Genomic DNA, 17,152 nt, shown 5'->3' on the forward strand with positions numbered 1-17,152 from the left:
GTTGTAAAACTCCGGATTTGATCCGGTAACCGAGGCAAATTGCGATGAAAACTTATTCCGCAAAACCATCGGAGATCGAAAAGAAATGGCTTATCGTTGACGCTGAGGACCTAGTTCTTGGTCGTATGGCTCAAGCCGTTGCTGTTGTTCTCCGCGGCAAGCACAAGCCAACATACACACCGCACATGGACTGTGGTGACAATGTTATCGTTATCAATGCTGAAAAAGTTAAACTTACAGGCAAAAAACGCACTGACAAAGTTTACTACCGTCACACTGGTCACCCAGGTGGTATTAAATCAGCAACTGCTGGCGAAATCCTTGACGGTCGCTTCCCAGAGCGCGTTGTTGAAAAAGCAATCGAGCGTATGATCCCTAAAGGTCCGCTTGGTCGTCAACAAATGCGTAACCTGCGTGTATACGCTGGTACTGAGCACCCACATGCTGCACAAGAGCCAGAAGTTCTGGACGTTGCAGCCATGAACCCTAAGAATAAGAGGTAAGCGACATGGCTGATCTTCAAGATCTTAAAGAAATCACTGGCGAAGCAACTGCAGCTGTGGAAGCTACAGAAGAGCGTAAGCCTGTTGTAGACGCACAGGGCCGTTCATACGCTACTGGTAAGCGTAAAGACGCTGTTGCACGTGTTTGGGTGAAGCCTGGTTCAGGTAAAATCACTGTAAACGGTCGTGATCAGGAAACATACTTTGCACGCCCAACACTACGTCTTGTAGTGAACCAACCTTTCCAAGTTGCTGGCCGTGAAAACCAGTATGACGTTGTTGCTACTGTAAAGGGCGGCGGTCTTTCTGGTCAGGCTGGTGCGGTTAAGCACGGTATCTCCAAAGCACTTCAGCTTGCTGAGCCTGAGCTTCGCGCTGCTCTTAAAGCTGCTGGCTTCCTAACACGCGATGCTCGTGTTGTTGAACGTAAGAAGTACGGTCGCGCAAAAGCTCGTCGTTCCTTCCAGTTCTCGAAGCGTTAAGCTTTACTGGTCATACGACTACAGAATTCTGGAAAAGGCTACCCAATTTGGGTGGCCTTTTTTTATGCGCTTCTATAATGTTGGCAAGAATTTAAATAACGCAGGTATCTGTATAATGTATTCTGATAGCTCTCAAATTTCTCTCAATGAAAATACATTAATAGGTATTTATGGCGCAGGTGGATTTGCTCGGGAAGTGATGCCTTTAGTTAGAGATATGCTCGAGGCTACCGATTTAGATGTATTGAGAGAACAGCTCGTTTTTATTGAGACAACAGCCTCAACCGATGAAGTGAATGGTTTTAAAGTTTTATCTGAGGATGCCTTTTTTGAAATGCCGCATGAAGACAAGCTATTTAATGTAGCTATTGCGGATTCAAAAGCGCGAGAGGCTATTGCGAACAGATGTATTGAAAAAGGCGCTAAACCATTGGCGGTTGAAGCCCGAACAGCTGCGAGCCTCGCTCAGAATGATATCGGGGAAGGGGCTTTGTTATGTGGAAATACAATCATCACAGCAAATGCCAAAATTGGAAAGTTCTTTCACGCTAATATCTTTAGTTATGTGGCGCATGATTGTGTAATTGGAGATTATGTAACCTTTGCTCCTAGGGTAAACTGTAATGGCAATGTCCATATTAAGGATCACGCCTATATTGGAACGGGTGCTATTTTGAAACAAGGGAGTTCTGAAAAGCCTCTTATCATTGGCGAGGGTGCGATTGTTGGAATGGGCGCTGTTGTAACAAAAGATGTGCCAGCCAATACCGTTGTAGTTGGAAATCCTGCACGACCACTAGGTAAATAATCTACATATCAGAAGCTTGTAATCTAAACTATTGTTGCTCATAGTGTATTAGCTTTGACCATTAAGGGGGATGGCATGGAAAAAAATGTTGAGCGGCCAAGCGCTATTACTCTTGTTAAAGAGTTCCTTGATGATTTTTTAAGCCTGAAAAAGGGTGTTCTATATACTATCGGCCAGGCTTTTTTGAAGCCTTGGGAAGTGTTCCAATTATATATCAGTGCTCAAAGTAAGCTTATTTCCAGCCCCTTGAAACTGTTGCTTACAATCTCTCCACTCCTTGCTTTATTTGCCTACATAACACCTTCGGAAGAGTTTATGACCAACGTCGCAATGGACATGGAGAGGCTTGGTTATACAACATCTAACGCTGATATGGTGGAGGGTGTCACCGGCGAACTAAGCGAGGAAAAGAAACAGCATATCGACAGTGAAGTAGATGAAACAAATAGGATGTTGTTCAATACCATGGACGAATATCCTGTTGCTGTTTTTCTCGTAAATATCGCGCTTCTTGGCCTTGCTGTTAAAACAGTTTTCCCTAAGAATATTACTCTATTTGATGCAATGCTGCTGTCGGGATATATTATAATTCCTTACACCATGCTGAGCACTGTTCTTGGGTATTTACTGATATGGACCTATGGTTTTGATACTGGTTTTTCTCTTATACTAGGTGGATTACAGCTGCTCGCACTCGGGCTTTTGCTCTATTATCTATATAACGTTGGTAGGGAACTCTTCGAGTTTTCAATTTCCAGCAGTGTTATCAGAATGTTAGGCAGCTTTATTTTAATGCAGCTATATTCAGGCTTCTTTGGCATTTTATTAGGTGCCACCATAAAAATCGTAGAGAATTTTGGGGCAGGATAAGCTTCTGTAGCTGTTAAACTAATGACTGGTAGAGCAATTTGGATCTTCACAGCAGCTGTGGTTGTGTGAATTTTGTTTCTGAGCTTTTACCATCTTTTTAATAAGCCGATCTTTTTTCATTTTGGATAAATGGTCCAGATAACTTTTTCCATCCAAGTAATCCATTTCATGTTGGATGACTGTGGCCAGCCAGCCTTCAGCTTTCATGCTCCGTTCAGAACCTTCTTCATCAAGATACTCTACTTCAACAGCATCAGGCCTGCTGATTTCCGCAGAAATGCCGGGAAAACAGAGAGAGGCTTCTTCTTGTTTTACAAGATTATCAGACTTCCAAGTAATCTCCGGGTTCACCATCGCAATCGGGTTTTTGCTGCCATCTTCCTGCAGATCAATCACGATGATACGTTTGAATATACCAACCATATTAGCCCCAATTCCAATACCGCGGTATTCATATAGGCTTTCAAACATATCATTAATATCTGATCTGACCGTATCATCTACCACGCCTACATGAACTGCTTTCTTCCGAAGCTCTGGATCTGTTCCGAAAAATAACTGACGTACTGGCATTGGTAGCTCTCTCATGGGTTTCGATAAATTTTCGATTTTTATAATCGTTTTTATTATGGATTTCGAGCTAGATATTAAATGAAATTAACATCATACTTCCTCCAAGGTCAGATAAGGGAGCATTTATCATGATGAATTTTCTAAAAACCTCTGTAATTGCTGTAGCTTGCGTGTTCTCAACGGCTACTATTGCCGATGAAAGAACCCCTTCAAAAGAAGGTGCTGAAGTTTATTTTATTAGTCCAAAGAACGGGGAAACGATCTCTGGCCCGGTTACCGTGAAGTTTGGTTTGAAAGGTATGGGAGTAGCGCCCGCAGGCGTTGAGCAGGAAGGTACCGGACACCATCACCTAATCATTGATGTACCGCTGCCACCTGTTGATGATTATATTCCAATGGATGAAAATCACCGCCACTTCGGTGGTGGGCAGACTGAGGTAACGATCGAGTTAAAGCCCGGTAAGCATACACTGCAGCTTCTTTTGGCGGATCAATATCATCTGCCGCACCTACCTGCGCTATATTCAGAAAAAATAACAATAATAGTTAAATAACAATAGATTAAAGGTTTGTTTTAATGCCTCATCTTGTAATTGAGCATTCATCTGATATTGCTGAAGGTGCCGATGTTAATACACTTATGCAAACGGCTCATGCGGGTGCCGTTGAAAGTGGCTTGTTTGGGCTGCATGATATAAAAGTAAGAGCTTACCCATGCCCTCACTCGCTAATTGGCGGGGAAGAAAATTCTTTCTTACACATAACAATTTATCTCTTGTCTGGGCGTTCTCAGGAAACCAAAAAAGCACTTACAACACTTGTGCTGGATAAATTTACCAAACTTGGGCTGGATGTGAGTTCACTGAGTGTTGATGCAAGAGATATGGACAGAGAGGTCTACAGTAAGATAACTCGGTAGGACCTATTATCGGGGAGGGCATGTTGAAAAAATTACTCACAGCAGGTGTGGCTGCACTCACACTAACGGGTGCACTAGTTGCACAAGATCATGAAAATGCACCAGAGGACGTTAGGCGTCTGCATGGATTTGCTGCCGCGGTATCTGCGGATAACATAGAAAAAGATATTAAGAAACTTGTAGGCTTCGGTACACGCCATACGCTTTCAGATACCAAATCTGACACTCGAGGTATTGGTGCCGCTCGGCGCTGGATTGAGGCCGAGTTTAACCGGATATCTGAAGGATGTGTGGCTGATTTAGAAGTTTACACCGTCTCAGATACTGTGTCAGGTGGCAGAATTCCAGAACCAACAGAGGTGGTCAATGTAATTGCTGTTCAGCGTGGTATCCTTGACCCAGACAGGATTGTTATTATGTCTGGCGATATTGATAGCCGCGTATCTGATGTAATGAACAGCACAGATGATAGCCCGGGGGCCAATGATAATGCATCTGGCATGGCTGGTACCATTGAAGCAGCTCGTGTACTTTGCCAAACCAAATTCCCAGGCACGATTGTGTACGCAGGATTATCTGGAGAAGAGCAAGGGCTCTATGGTGGGCGTATTCTTGCAGACCATGCGAAGGAGCAGGGCTGGCGGATAATGGGCGTACTGAACAATGATATGATCGGTAATATCGAAGGTATTAACGGGGTTATTGATAATACAACTGCTCGAGTGTTTTCAGAGGGTACGCGAGTGAATGAAACACCTCAGGAAGCGCGCCAACGCCGCTTTTGGGGCGGAGAGGTAGATAGTCCGAGCCGGAATATTGCGCGTCTTGTTGATAAGCTAGCTGATAAATATATCCCGAATCTCGACGTTATGATGGTTTATCGGCTTGATCGTTTCCGTAGAGGTGGCCATCACAGGCCATTCAATGAAGCTGGCTGGCCTGGTGTTCGCATTATGGAAACCAATGAGAACTACAACCGCCAACACCAAGATATTCGTACTGAAAATGGTATCAAATACGGCGATACAATTGATGGCGTTGATTTTGATTACGCTCGTAAATTGACAGCGCTTAATGTTGTAACTCTAGCCACATTTGCTGGCTCTCCCCCATTTCCTGTTGAGGTTACAATTGAAGGGGCGGTTCAGCCTTCTACAACAGTAAAGTGGAACATTCGTCCCGATGTGCGCGAACGTGCTAATTTAAGAGGTTTCCGCGTTTACTGGCGGTTAACAACAGACGCGCAGTGGCGTTGGAGCCGTTTCGTTGGACGTGATGCTAGAGAGCTAACATTGGATAACGTGGTAATCGATAACTATCTCTTCGGTGTGGCAGCTGTTGCTAATGACGGCATAGAAACACCTGTTGTTTTCCCGGGTTCCATGGGGCGCTTTGATGTAATGCCCACGGATGATAGTGAAGAATAACTGTCATTAATTATATCAAGGCTCGACATTATGTCGGGCCTTTTTTGTAACTGAGCCGTGAACAGGTGTGACATGTTATTCAGGAAACAAACACATATATGTTACGTGACAAATTGCTCGCTGTTTATATAACGCATGCAAGTTTAGTGAGATTAGGGTAAGGGTCGTGACTTTTTTTTCCAAATTAGCTGTTTCTTTGTTTGTGCTTTTCGCTACTGCATCCGCAAATGCGCAGGAACTATTCCAGTATAAAGATAGCCACAGCGATGTTGCACTATATGCTGAGAAAACTGCAGCTAATAATGAAGAGCCACTTTGGCTCGCTTTTCGTATAGAGCCAAAAGAAGGCTGGCATAGTTACTGGAAAAACTATGGGGACAGCGGTGCAGCGCCTATTCTTGAATGGACATTGCCGGAGGGTGTGACAGTTGGTGAACCACTTTACGGCACACCATACAGAATGCCTGTTGGCCCGCTCATGAACTACGGCTATGAAGGTGCATCAAGCCTCCTTATACCTCTTACAATTGCTGAAAACTATACAGGTGATACAGTTGAAGTTCAGCTTTCTGCTGAATGGCTTGTATGTGAAATTGAATGCGTTCCTCAGGTTGGCGAATGGTCTTTTAGTATTCCTGTGGGACAGGCTGAAAACATCAACGCCAATATCTTTGCCGAGGCACGTTCCATGTTGCCTGAGCTTTCTTATTGGGATGCAACGCTTTCGGTTTCTCAAAATGCCAGCGAACTATTGGTTTTTGTTGATGAAAGCGAATTGGAAGGTTTGAAATCAGCATACTTCTATCCTGAGAGCGAAGGCGTTGCACTTTATGCTGACACACAGACATGGGAAGTATCAGGCGATGGCCTGAGGTTACGTATCCCCCGTGAAGGTGAGCTAGAGCCAACTACAGGCAACGGTATTCTTGAACTGGAATTTGATGATGGACGCAAGACAGCGCTTGAGCTTGAACCAACACTTAACTCCGCACTTTCAGTAGCAGGCACTGATAACACACCGGTACAAATCGACCAAAGTTATGATTTGCCAATATGGCAGGCTGCAATGTTTGCTTTCTTTGGCGGCATGATCCTTAACCTGATGCCGTGTGTATTCCCTGTACTTTCGCTTAAAGCATTTGCTCTAATTTCAGCGAACCACAAAACAACAGATGGGCGCAGAAAAGAAGGATGGGCTTATACTTTTGGTATCTGGATCAGCTTCATGATCATTGTTGCTGTGCTTATGATCCTTCGTGCTGGTGGAGCAGCAATTGGTTGGGGCTTCCAGCTTCAAGACCCAGTGTTCGTTGGTTTGCTTGCTATTCTCATGGTTATCGTGGCGTTATCTCTTGGCGGTATGTTTAATATTGGCCTAGGCGGCGCAGAAGGAGCAGGACAAACTCTTGCAGAAAAGGATGGCCTCAAAGGTGCTTTCTTTAAAGGTGTTCTTGCAACGCTTGTGGCAACACCATGTACGGCACCACTTATGGCACCAGCTATTGGGTTTGCTCTTACTCAATCAATACTCACTGTAACACTTGTTTTCTCAATGCTCGCTTTTGGCCTTGCAGCACCATTCCTTGCTTTATCTTACAGTGAAACACTCGCTCGCATGATGCCTCGCCCAGGCGCTTGGATGGAAAAGGTAAAACAAGGTCTTGCTTTCCCAATGCTGCTAACAGCGGTTTGGCTCATTTATATCTTTGATGTGCAGGCAGGCGGAATTGCGACAATGATTTTGCTGATGGGCATTATCGGTATCGCTTTTGGCCTATGGTTATGGCAGCAAACGAGCGGAACAGTAGGGCGTGCTATCAGTGTCATTTTTATTGCAGGCGCTGCGGGCTATGCGCTTTATCAAGCTAGCATTTCATCACCGGCACCTACAGCGGTCGACGAAAGTGTTTATGCATATACGCCTGAAACAGTCGCCGAATTGCGTGCTGAAGGTGAGCCAGTTTTTGTATATTTTACAGCAGAATGGTGCATTACCTGTAAGGTGAATGAACAAGTGGCACTTAACAGTTCAGAAGTAAAAGATGCTTTTAAAAACAAAGGTATCAAGATTGTTAAAGGCGACTGGACCAATAGAAATGCAGAAATTGCTGAAATCTTAGCGAAATATGGCAGGGCAGGTGTGCCTCTCTATCTATTCTTCCCAGCAGGGGCATCTGAGGCTAAAGTACTTCCGGAAATTCTAACACCAAGTATTGTTGTTGAGGCGCTATAACCAAATACGGGAGGTCATAATGCGTGGAGTAATCTTAACCTATTTGTTTATTCTTGCGAGTATGACCTCACCAATCATGGCTCAGCCTGTAGTAGGTGAAAAAGCACCAGCATTCATTGGTTTAAAGTCGAACGGTGACACAATTAATCTGGAAGACCTTAAGGGCAGTTATGTAGTTCTTGAATGGACTAATCATGAATGTCCGTATGTTAAAAAGCATTATAACAGCGGCAACATGCAAAAAACGCAAGAATCCTTAACTTCGCAGGGCGTTCACTGGATATCTGTTATTTCTTCAGCGCCAGGCAAGCAGGGACATGTTTCAGCTAGTGAGGCGACGGAAATAGCAACGAAACGCGGGTCATACGCTACATCAATCGTCTTGGACCCATCTGGTGAAATTGGCCGTGCGTACCGCGCAAAAACAACGCCTCAAATGGTGTTAATTGATCCTGAAGGCGATATTCTTTATCAAGGCGCCATAGATAATAAGCCATCTGCTCGTATTTCTTCTTTGGAAGGTGCTAGCAACTATTTACTGACAGCATGGAATGAAGTTCGAAATGGTGAGCAAGTTTCGGTAAGAGAAACTAAACCTTACGGCTGCACTATAAAATACGGCGATACTCAAGGTTACAAATAAAAGTAATTGTGATTTCAACAGGCTATGGCTGTTAAGACACTATTAACGCTATTGATTGAAACTGCAACTTCTGTAAGATGCGTTTGAATTAATAAACAATGTCAGGCAACTGCTTATGTTTTTCTTTGTTGGTTTGATTATCGTATTTGCGATGGTATTCGGCGGCTTTATTCTAGCTGGCGGTAAATTCGGTATCATTCTTAAAGCGCTGCCTTTCGAGCTTATGATGATTTTCGGCGGTGCTGTCGGTGCGTTTGTAAGTGGCAACTCAGGCGGCGTTATGGGATCAGCCCTTAAGGGGATCGGTCAGGTTATAAAAGGCCCTACGTGGAGCGCAGACGATTATAAAGATCTTCTATGCTTAATGTTCCTTCTTATTAAAACGATTAGAACAAAGGGGGTTGTTGCGGTTGAAGCGCATATTGAAAACCCTGAAGAATCTAAGATTTTCCAGCAATTTCCGAAGATTGCAGGCGACCATCATGTAGTGGACTTCATCTGTGACTATATCCGAATGATGACAATGAACTTCGAAGATGCTGGTCAAATGAAGGAAGCGATGAACGCTGATCTTACCAAACACCATAACGAAGAGCATGAAATTTATCACGCGCTCCATACGATGGCTGAAGGTCTGCCTGCTATTGGTATTGTAGCAGCCGTACTTGGTATTGTGAAAACAATGGGCGCTATCGCAGAGCCAGTAGAGGTTCTTGGTGGTATGATTGGTGGTGCACTTGTGGGTACTTTCCTTGGTATCTTCCTGTCATATCTTGTGATTTCGCCGTTGGCAGAACGTTTCAACCAAATCTTATTTGAAGATGGTCACTTTATGCCAATCATTAAATATGTTCTTGTGGCACACCTTCAGGGCAATGCACCACAAATCGCGGTAGAGATTGGCCGACGAAACGTGCCAAGTCATAACATGCCAACATTTGCTGAACTTGAAGAAGCAATTGCTGAGCTGCCGCCAGACGTATAATCTTAAGGCAAATTTATTTGAGATTTTATGGCGCAGCTTTTCGACAGAATGGCTGCGTTTTGTTATAATTAATCAGTATTTTATCGTTCTAAGAGAAATCAAATGTCCGCAAAAAAGAAAATCAGAGTAGGAATTCTTGGCGCCAGTGGTTATACGGGTGCAGACCTTGTTCGCTTGCTTGTTGCTCATCCTAATGTAGAGATTGCTTTATTGACTGCAGAGCGAAAAGCAGGGTTACCGATTGCAGAGGTATTTCCGCATCTGGTTGGGCTTGACCTCCCCGACCTTATTTCTATCAATGAGATAGAGTGGCCGGCGGTAGAGTTGGATGTTGTTTTCTGTGCTCTTCCTCATGCGACTAGTCAGGAGGTAATTAAAGGCTTGTTGCATGCCACCAACCATAGCCTTCTTGATGAGCTCATTATTGAAACTGTTGGGGATCAGGCCAGCGCTATTAAAGGCGATGTGAAAATCGTTGATCTTTCAGCTGATTTTAGACTGCGTGATACGAATACCTATGCCCAGTGGTACGGCAGAGAACATCAAGCCACTGATATCCAGAAAAGAGCCGTTTACGGTCTTCCAGAGGTTTACCGCGAGCAAATTAAAGAAGCAGATTTGGTCGCATGTCCTGGTTGCTATCCAACGGCGGCGCTCCTCGCATTAGTACCACTTCTAAAGGCGGGTGTGATTTCTGCTGAAGATATTATCATTGACGCTAAATCAGGGGTATCTGGGGCAGGGCGTTCTCTTAAGGAAAGCAATCTATTTGTAGAAGTTGCGGAAGCTATGCACCCATACGGTGTTGGCCATCACCGGCATATGCCTGAAATTGAGCAAGAGCTTTCAGTAGCGAACGGTGAGAATGTACAAATCAGTTTCACACCCCATCTGGTGCCAATGAATAGGGGTGAGTTGGAAACCATCTATGTAAAACTAAAAGGTGATGAAACAGCTGACAGTCTTAAGGCAGCACTGGTGAAGCAATATGCTGATGAACAGTTTGTAACTGTGCTTGATGGTTCAACGATGCCTGCTACCCGGATGGTACGTGGTTCAAATAACTGTGTACTGAATGTATTCCCAGACCGCATTGATGGTAGAGCCATTGTTGTCGCCGCGATTGATAATTTGGTTAAAGGTTCCTCTGGTCAAGCAATTCAAAACATGAACCTTATGCTTGGTCTGGATGAAAATACTGGCCTCATGCAAGCTCCAATGTTCCCGTAAGTTATGACCGAAGCATTTCCACTTTACAAAGATACTTCTCTGGGAGGGCGAGTAACGCCCTTTCAAGGTAAGTGGCCGTTTATAGATGATAGTGCCTATGTTTTTCACGGCGCGCAGGTTGTTGGTGATGTTACCATTGGGGCGCAGTCCAGTATCTGGCATAACTGCGTACTAAGGGGCGATGTAAACCATATCAAAATTGGTACACGCTCCAATATTCAAGATGGCAGTGTCATTCATGTAAGCACTCATACATACCCAACAATTATTGGTAATGATGTTCTCGTTGCCCATATGGCTATGCTGCACGGCTGCACACTTATGGATAATGCGTTTGTTGGGATGGGGTGTATCGTTATGGATAACGTTACAATTGAACCTGACGGCATGCTTGCAGCGGGTGCCATGCTCACACCTGGTAAAAAAGTTGGCAAAGCTGAACTTTGGGTAGGGCGGCCCGCAAAGTTCCTAAGGTACCTCACCGATGAAGAGCTCGAAAAAAATCGAGGCATGGCAGAACATTACCGCAAAATTGCTGAACAACATAAATTGGATTCTATGGGGCAGGTTGCAGACAAGCCATACCCATAAATAATTACCATTTTTGTTGCCTTTTTAGCCTTGCACCATTAGCAATTGCACCCACATTACAGTTAGTCTTTTTATGTAATTTGTCAGGAAGTAGTATTATGTCTTTTGAACTACCTGCGCTGCCATATGCGCAAGATGCCCTCGCTCCACACATTTCAGCAGAAACACTTAGTTTTCACCACGGCAAACACCACAATGCTTATGTTGTGAACCTGAACGGCCTTATTGAAGGTACGGAATATGCTGAGATGTCTCTTGAAGATATCATGAAAGCAACAGCGGGTGACGCTTCTAAAGCTGGCGTTTTCAATAATGCTGCTCAAATCTGGAATCACACATTCTACTGGCACTCTATGGCTCCAAATGGTGGTGGCAAGCCGACGGGCGCTCTGGCTGCTAAAATTGATGAAGATTTCGGCTCTTTCGATGCGTTTGTTGAAGCGTTCAAGGCAGCAGGCGCTACGCAGTTTGGTTCAGGCTGGGCTTGGCTGGTACTAAAGGATGGCAAGCTTGAAGTTATAAAAACGCCGAACGCAGAATGCCCGCTAACTGACGGCGCAACACCACTTCTTACAATGGATGTTTGGGAACACGCTTACTATATTGATTTTCAAAACCGCCGCCCTGATTACATCAGCACTTTCCTAAGCGACCTAGTGAACTGGGAATTCGCTGCTGCAAACTTTGAAGCTGCATAAGTGCTGAACATATAACCTATCAAAAGAAAAGGGGCTTCGATGAGCCCCTTTTTTTATTTTTCAAATTGCTTAAAGGCCTAGAAAGCTAAGCCGTGGCTTTGTCCTGCCATGCAGAGCAACATAGGAATAGATAGCAGCGTATTTGTACGGCTAAATAGCATTGCTTTCTTTGCTGCAGCAGGCTTAGCATCCGCATCTGCTTCAACAATACCCAGTGCAATCTTCTGATTTGGCCAGATAATAAACCACACGTTAAACCACATGATAATTGCGAGATACATACCGATACCGATAAGGCGGAAGCCCTCAGACAGCATGAAAGCGTCATGAGCGTAGCCGTTCACTGTAGCAAGCCACAAACCGCTTAATAGCGTGATCATTGCGCCCCAGCGGAACCAGAATAATGCTTTAGGTGCGATGTGTTTCCCAATGGCGGGCTTCAGTTCATCCGGAATTTCCGGCATTGTTGGTATCTGTACGAAGTTGAAGTACCAAAGCAAACCAATCCACATAACACCAGCGAGAATATGCAGATAACGGGCGTAGAAGGCCTGGTCAAAACCGAATTCAGCAAACCAGCCTGACTGTGCGGCTATTACTAAAATTGTAATTACAAAACCTGCGATAACGGTGTTTTGCAAAGATCCTAGAATCTTTTCCATATAGAACTCCCCTTTATGTTGTCCCCTAAGACGTAAAAAGCGTAACCGCGATATGGGGGATGCTCAAGAAAAAATGGCTAATTTCAAAGGGATTAGAGAATTTAATACCTAATCACTCTGATTTTTCTTGAAATATTGGGAGCAACCAACCATTTTGCGCGACATGTCAGAGCCAATAAATACATTCGATTATTGTCGGGAAATAGTGAACAAGGATGACCGAGATCGGTACCTTACAACCATTTTCGCACCGTCTTCATTTCAGAACCAATTATGGGCCCTTTGGGCTTTCAATCAAGAAGTAGCTAAAATCAGAGAAAATGTCTCCGAAGCTATGCTTGGGGAAATTCGCCTTCAATGGTGGACCGATGCTATTGATGAAGTGAAAAGTGGGGCTGTAAGAGAACATCCAGTATGTCAGGCCCTTAATGAAGCAGGCTTGAGCGAGAGCGTGCTAGATTTACTGAAAGAAACTATTGCAGCTCGTAAACTCGATGTATTTGACGACGGACCTGCCGACTTCGCCGCCTTATGTGATTATGCCGACGGTGTTGGTGGAGCCTTACAGGAAGCTTCATACAGAATTCTTGCGGTAGACGCTTCAGTAGAAGCGGGTATTAATGCATCCAGAGCCCTAGGGCAAGCATGGACTATGCTTGGTCTTGTAAGAGCTTTGCCATTCCATTGGCAGGCAGGACGCAGCTATATGCCTGCTTCGGTTAAGGAAGGAATGCACTTACCAGATCCAGAGCAAGCGTTTAATCAGTTAAAGCCAACGATTGACCGTATGCTGAATTACACACGCCAGCAACTGAATGACAGCAAAAAGGTTATAAAGACTCTAGATAAAAAACAGCGAAAGCTGTTTGTGCCAATCGCCCTTATGGAACTATATCTGGATACCCTTAAGAAAGCTGATAGTAATCCTTTTGAAACACCGCCATTTGAGGCAAGCGAACTTAAGAAGCTCTGGAAGTTATTTGTATTTAAAACAACAGTATAACCAGAAAAAGCGCACACGATATCGTGCACGCTTCTAAAAGGTTACATATAGCCCCAGAGGTTAGGCTTGAATGTCTACCTGTTCACCAACACCAGGCTGTGTATCGCTTGGTTCAGCTTCTCTACGTTCAATTGCTGAATCTTCAACTGCTCTACGTTCAGCGACAGCAGATTCAATAGAACCTGTACGTCCAGAAGAAACAACTTGTTGGCTGCTCGCATTAGCAGCACCTTGAATATCTACCATATTATGCTCCATCTGCGTGTGTTTACCCATTACACACGCTCTCTCAGCTGAGATGATCTTAGCACAACATGCTCATTTATTCTAATTTTACCTGCTCTGTAGGCTTCTATTGCTGTTTTCAAAGCAGAAGAAGCTGTTAGTATGGGAAAAAATCACTAAAATTTAGGTTGGAAATTTGATTAAAATTTTATCTAAGCGAATCAATATCGTTGTTTTGACAGCTTGTATCTGCGCTTGTTCTTCCAATCCACATCCCGCGAGAACTACTCAGGAAGAAGGTATTTTCTCCGCCAGAGCCAGGAATGAGCTGGCAACGGAAAACCCGGAAGGCCTTGTTCGCGTGGGGGAGGGGTTTGAAAAATCAGGAAATTTAAACAGTGCTCTTAATTTGTATGGTCAGGCTCTAAGCGCAGCTCCATCGCTTCTGAGGGCGAGAATTGCGTATGCACGAGTTACCGCTAAGCTAGGGCAGCCAGATAGAGCGTTAGCAATGCTCGATTCATTATCAACCGAAGAGAGAGCTAGCGCGGAGGTGCTATATGAAAAGTCGGGGATATTAATCTCACAGCGCAATTATGTTGAAGCCCTTGCTGTATTTCAGCCGCTAGTTGGTAAATCCCAATTGGTTCAGCCTGAGCATATCTTTCGATTAGCTAAGCTGACAATTTTATCGGGAGAGATGGAAGAGGGACAGGCCCTTTTAAGTAAGGCGATTAACCAAACGCCTTATAATGGTTTGTATACTCAAAATTTGGCATTCACGTATGCCTTGAAAGAAGATTTTCAAACGGCAATCTCTCTTATTCAGCAATCTCTTGATCGGCCAGAAGGAAAAGAGAGTGGCAGGTACGCTCTAGCTCTTGTTTATGCTCTATCTGGGCAGATCAATCAGGCGCTGGAATTTCATTTAGGGGTTCTGAACCGGACTGAATTAACTAAGCGACGGTTATTCTATCGTGCGTTAAGGTATCTTAATCCCAGCGAGAAAAACGAAGCCGTGTTTTACGGGAACCTTCCTGAAGATATTTATGAGCGGATTAATTAAGTAAAATTGATAGCGGCAAATTGCGCCTTGCTTAAGAAGCTCGCTAGCGGTAATCAGTCGCCATGCTTATTTATTAAAAAGGACATGCTGTGAAATCCTGCAAAAATATGACAGAAGTGCGAGAGGAAATTGATCGTGTAGACAGGTTAATTGTTCCACTCCTTCTGGAGCGGTTGGAGTATATTAAGCAAGCTGGCGGCATTAAAACTGATCGCGATACCGTGCGTGATGAATGGCGGGTAGAAGATGTTGTTTCGAAAGCAAAAGGAACAGCGCAAAACCTTAGTGGGGACATAACCTATATCGAAGATATATACCGTCATTTAATTGAATGGAGTATCAATCACGAGTTTGGTGTGTGGGATAAAGAGCATCAATAGTAGTATTTTGTTGTTAATACATTAAATAAAGCGATTAAGAATAATTCTTAGTCGCTTTATTTTTGCCTAGTAAAAATTCAAGAAGCGTTGAAATACTATTTATATGACCAAATAAAACTTAAATAATGATAACTATTAATTATAAACATTACCTAAGTTACTGAAAATGTTAAAAATGTGAATATATTTACTTTTTTTCCAATTATAGCGATTCTGTATTCGTTTTATGTGCGCAACACCCTTAGATTGCGGAACTTATAGTATAATTTTTCATTTTTATGAAAACGTGAATGCTTATTGGTGCGAACACACAACTTTGAACACTTGCTTTTATTTTATCATTGCTAATCTGTACTAATATAGGTAATGAATTGGTGCAGCAACCGAGTGTTTATTTTAGCACTTAGGACTGCGCGACCCAAAGGGCTACCCCCATCGCCCTTTGGGTCAACTTATATCTGCTTCATACAAAAAAATGGCAGCTCAAGCATAGCTCAGCTGCCAAGTTAGAAGGGATTCTTTGGGGGTTAAAATTTCTGAGAACCTTTTCCAAACTCTGGGTACGCTTCCATCCCCAATTCCGCTAAATCAGAACCGCGCTCTTCATCTTCTCCGTCAAGTCGAATGCCCACTGTTGCTTTAAGGGCAACCCAAGTAATCGTACTTGAAATCGTTACAAAAGCGCCGATGGCTCCAATGCCAAGAAGCTGTGCAGGAAGACTGGCTGCGTCATTGGTCAAAGGTACCGCCAAAGTTCCCCAAATTCCGCACACTAAATGCACAGAGATTGCACCAACAACGTCATCTATCTTTAACTTGTCAAAAAACGGTACTGCAAAAACCACTAATGCGCCACCAACGCCGCCAATTGCTGTTGCAATAATCGGGGTGGGGGTTAAAGGTTCTGCTGTAATTGATACCAAGCCAGCCAACGCACCATTAAGGATCATTGAGAGATCAACCTTTTTGTAAACAGCTTTAGTGACCAGCATCGCTGAAACTGCTCCACCGGCCGCTGCCATATTCGTGTTTACAAATATATTGGATACAGAAATCGCATCACCTAAAGACCCTAGTGCAAGTTGAGAGGCGCCATTGAAACCGAACCAGCCCAGCCAGAGAATAAATGTGCCAAGTGTAGCAAGCGGCATGCTACTGCCAGGCATTGGTTTGATTTTGCCATCCTTAGTGAAGCGACCAAGGCGTGGCCCCAGTATAAGGGCGCCAACTAACGCGGCCCAGCCGCCTGTAGAGTGTACAAGTGTTGAGCCTGCAAAGTCTTGAAAACCCGCGGCATCTAACCAGCCACCACCCCATTTCCAAGCACCTTGAATTGGATATATGAGACCAGCCAAAACAACAGTAAAGGCTAAGAACGGGAAGAGTTTTATACGCTCAGCAACTGTACCAGAAACAATTGAGGCTGTTGTCGCAACAAATACCATTTGAAAGAAGAAATCAGAGCCAGCGGAATAACCAGTTGGATCGACTTTCGCGCCGTCAACAAGGGTTGCTGCATCGTCAGGGGACCAAAGAGAGAAGAATTGGCCAAAGTATCCGCCATCCACACCTGAATACATGAGGTTATAGCCCATTAACATCCACATAATGCATGCGATGGCGTATAGTGAAACGTTCTTAACACATATTTCCGCTACGTTTTTCGTTCGAACTAGCCCAGCTTCAAGCATAGCAAAGCCAGCTGCCATCCACATAACTAGGAAGCCACCAATTAGGAAAAGAAGGGTGTTGAATATATATGCAGAATCAGCACTAACTGCCAGAGCAGGAGAGGATACAGCGCTGACTGTAATAGCGCCCACCAAAAGTTTTTTTCCTTTTAACTTCATCACT

The 17,152-nt window shown here is 44.1% G+C and carries 20 protein-coding genes; 16 read left to right on the plus strand and 4 right to left on the minus strand.

Annotation, left to right across the window (positions count from 1 at the left end; translation table 11 throughout):
• Positions 1-44: 44 nt before the first annotated feature.
• The 4 genes from rplM to KFE96_RS10940 all read left to right on the plus strand — a co-directional run bounded on the left by rplM (position 45) and on the right by KFE96_RS10940 (position 2,663).
• The gene (gene rplM / locus KFE96_RS10925) at positions 45-503 is read left to right on the plus strand and encodes a 50S ribosomal protein L13 (protein ID WP_247019034.1); all 459 of its coding nucleotides are present in this window, start codon (positions 45-47) and stop codon (positions 501-503) included.
• Between the two features lie 5 nt (positions 504-508).
• Positions 509-985 (plus strand): 30S ribosomal protein S9, encoded by a 477-nt coding sequence (gene rpsI / locus KFE96_RS10930; RefSeq protein ID WP_255832629.1) that lies wholly within the window; start codon positions 509-511, stop codon positions 983-985.
• A 115-nt stretch (positions 986-1,100) separates the two neighbouring features.
• Positions 1,101-1,793 (plus strand): acetyltransferase, encoded by a 693-nt coding sequence (locus KFE96_RS10935; RefSeq protein WP_370650583.1) that lies wholly within the window; start codon positions 1,101-1,103, stop codon positions 1,791-1,793.
• 75 nt (positions 1,794-1,868) lie between these two features.
• Positions 1,869-2,663 (plus strand): hypothetical protein, encoded by a 795-nt coding sequence (locus KFE96_RS10940; protein ID WP_255832631.1) that lies wholly within the window; start codon positions 1,869-1,871, stop codon positions 2,661-2,663.
• 18 nt (positions 2,664-2,681) lie between these two features.
• Here KFE96_RS10940 and def read toward each other — a convergent pair whose 3' ends face one another.
• Positions 2,682-3,236 (minus strand): peptide deformylase, encoded by a 555-nt coding sequence (def, locus tag KFE96_RS10945; RefSeq protein ID WP_255832632.1) that lies wholly within the window; start codon positions 3,234-3,236, stop codon positions 2,682-2,684.
• 131 nt (positions 3,237-3,367) lie between these two features.
• Here def and KFE96_RS10950 point away from each other — a divergent pair, with 131 nt between their 5' ends.
• The 9 genes from KFE96_RS10950 to KFE96_RS10990 all read left to right on the plus strand — a co-directional run bounded on the left by KFE96_RS10950 (position 3,368) and on the right by KFE96_RS10990 (position 11,962).
• Positions 3,368-3,790: a DUF4399 domain-containing protein gene (locus KFE96_RS10950; protein WP_370650584.1), complete on the plus strand. Its 423-nt coding sequence runs from the start codon at positions 3,368-3,370 to the stop codon at positions 3,788-3,790.
• A 23-nt stretch (positions 3,791-3,813) separates the two neighbouring features.
• Positions 3,814-4,155 (plus strand): 5-carboxymethyl-2-hydroxymuconate Delta-isomerase, encoded by a 342-nt coding sequence (locus KFE96_RS10955; RefSeq protein WP_255832634.1) that lies wholly within the window; start codon positions 3,814-3,816, stop codon positions 4,153-4,155.
• 20 nt (positions 4,156-4,175) lie between these two features.
• A complete protein-coding gene (locus tag KFE96_RS10960) occupies positions 4,176-5,582 on the plus strand; it encodes a M28 family metallopeptidase (RefSeq protein WP_255832635.1) in 1,407 nt (468 codons plus the stop codon).
• Between the two features lie 166 nt (positions 5,583-5,748).
• Entirely contained in the window at positions 5,749-7,815 is a 2,067-nt protein-coding gene (locus KFE96_RS10965; RefSeq protein ID WP_255832636.1) for a protein-disulfide reductase DsbD, read from the plus strand.
• A gap of 19 nt (positions 7,816-7,834) precedes the next feature.
• Complete coding sequence (locus tag KFE96_RS10970) at positions 7,835-8,458, plus strand: redoxin domain-containing protein (RefSeq protein WP_255832637.1); 624 nt, start codon at positions 7,835-7,837, stop codon at positions 8,456-8,458.
• 115 nt (positions 8,459-8,573) lie between these two features.
• Positions 8,574-9,443: a flagellar motor stator protein MotA gene (motA, locus tag KFE96_RS10975; protein WP_247019053.1), complete on the plus strand. Its 870-nt coding sequence runs from the start codon at positions 8,574-8,576 to the stop codon at positions 9,441-9,443.
• Positions 9,444-9,545: 102 nt separating this feature from the next.
• Positions 9,546-10,673 (plus strand): N-acetyl-gamma-glutamyl-phosphate reductase, encoded by a 1,128-nt coding sequence (gene argC / locus KFE96_RS10980; RefSeq protein ID WP_255832638.1) that lies wholly within the window; start codon positions 9,546-9,548, stop codon positions 10,671-10,673.
• A 3-nt stretch (positions 10,674-10,676) separates the two neighbouring features.
• On the plus strand, positions 10,677-11,264 hold the full coding sequence (locus tag KFE96_RS10985; RefSeq protein ID WP_255832639.1) for a gamma carbonic anhydrase family protein: 588 nt from the start codon (positions 10,677-10,679) through the stop codon (positions 11,262-11,264).
• A 98-nt stretch (positions 11,265-11,362) separates the two neighbouring features.
• Positions 11,363-11,962, plus strand: coding sequence for a superoxide dismutase (locus tag KFE96_RS10990; RefSeq protein ID WP_255832640.1), 600 nt, complete (start codon positions 11,363-11,365; stop codon positions 11,960-11,962).
• A 77-nt stretch (positions 11,963-12,039) separates the two neighbouring features.
• Here KFE96_RS10990 and KFE96_RS10995 read toward each other — a convergent pair whose 3' ends face one another.
• The gene (locus KFE96_RS10995; RefSeq protein ID WP_255832641.1) at positions 12,040-12,624 is read right to left on the minus strand and encodes a urate hydroxylase PuuD; all 585 of its coding nucleotides are present in this window, start codon (positions 12,622-12,624) and stop codon (positions 12,040-12,042) included.
• Between the two features lie 205 nt (positions 12,625-12,829).
• On the opposite strand from KFE96_RS10995, the gene KFE96_RS11000 reads away from it, so the two are divergent.
• Positions 12,830-13,627 (plus strand): squalene/phytoene synthase family protein, encoded by a 798-nt coding sequence (locus KFE96_RS11000; RefSeq protein ID WP_255832642.1) that lies wholly within the window; start codon positions 12,830-12,832, stop codon positions 13,625-13,627.
• A 60-nt stretch (positions 13,628-13,687) separates the two neighbouring features.
• Here the strand turns inward: KFE96_RS11000 and KFE96_RS11005 are convergent, their stop codons facing one another.
• Positions 13,688-13,903, minus strand: coding sequence for a hypothetical protein (locus tag KFE96_RS11005; RefSeq protein WP_255832643.1), 216 nt, complete (start codon positions 13,901-13,903; stop codon positions 13,688-13,690).
• Between the two features lie 145 nt (positions 13,904-14,048).
• Between KFE96_RS11005 and KFE96_RS11010 the strand changes: the two genes are divergently transcribed.
• A complete protein-coding gene (locus tag KFE96_RS11010; protein ID WP_255832644.1) occupies positions 14,049-14,918 on the plus strand; it encodes a lipopolysaccharide assembly protein LapB in 870 nt (289 codons plus the stop codon).
• An 89-nt stretch (positions 14,919-15,007) separates the two neighbouring features.
• Entirely contained in the window at positions 15,008-15,298 is a 291-nt protein-coding gene (locus tag KFE96_RS11015; protein ID WP_255832645.1) for a chorismate mutase, read from the plus strand.
• A 527-nt stretch (positions 15,299-15,825) separates the two neighbouring features.
• Here the strand turns inward: KFE96_RS11015 and KFE96_RS11020 are convergent.
• On the minus strand, positions 15,826-17,148 hold the full coding sequence (locus tag KFE96_RS11020) for an ammonium transporter (RefSeq protein ID WP_255832646.1): 1,323 nt from the start codon (positions 17,146-17,148) through the stop codon (positions 15,826-15,828).
• Between the last annotated feature and the right edge of the window lie 4 nt (positions 17,149-17,152).

Source organism: Kordiimonas sp. SCSIO 12603 (genome assembly GCF_024398035.1).
GTDB lineage: Bacteria > Pseudomonadota > Alphaproteobacteria > Sphingomonadales > Kordiimonadaceae > Kordiimonas.